The sequence below is a fragment of the Tritonibacter sp. SIMBA_163 genome, assembly GCF_046535935.1.
In the GTDB taxonomy this organism is placed as follows: domain Bacteria; phylum Pseudomonadota; class Alphaproteobacteria; order Rhodobacterales; family Rhodobacteraceae; genus Epibacterium; species Epibacterium scottomollicae.
The window spans coordinates 1-243 of record NZ_JAWJBP010001126.1; the positions used below are offsets into that span (position 1 = coordinate 1).

At 59.3% G+C, this 243-nt stretch carries 1 protein-coding gene; it reads left to right on the plus strand.

What is annotated here, in order from left to right; all coding sequences use genetic code 11:
* On the plus strand, window positions 1-243 hold a 243-nt coding region (locus R0J92_RS25840; RefSeq protein WP_411053789.1), incomplete at both ends, for a hypothetical protein.

Below are 243 nucleotides of genomic sequence, written 5' to 3' on the forward strand. Positions count from 1 at the left end.
GGGCAAGGTGGAGTTCAAGGCGCCATTGGTGGTCGCGGCTCCAACCTACCATATCGTCGACGAGCTCAAGGAAGAGCGCGACTGGGCGATCCTGCAGAACTACTCGGGTTTTGAATTCGATGATCTGTTCCCCAAGGGCGAGGCGCGGACCGAGCACGAGAACATCCTGTATCTGGAGCGTCCCGGCTGTAACCTCTGCACGGGAAATCAGGAAAAGGCCGCCAAGAGCGATCCCGTTCTGGC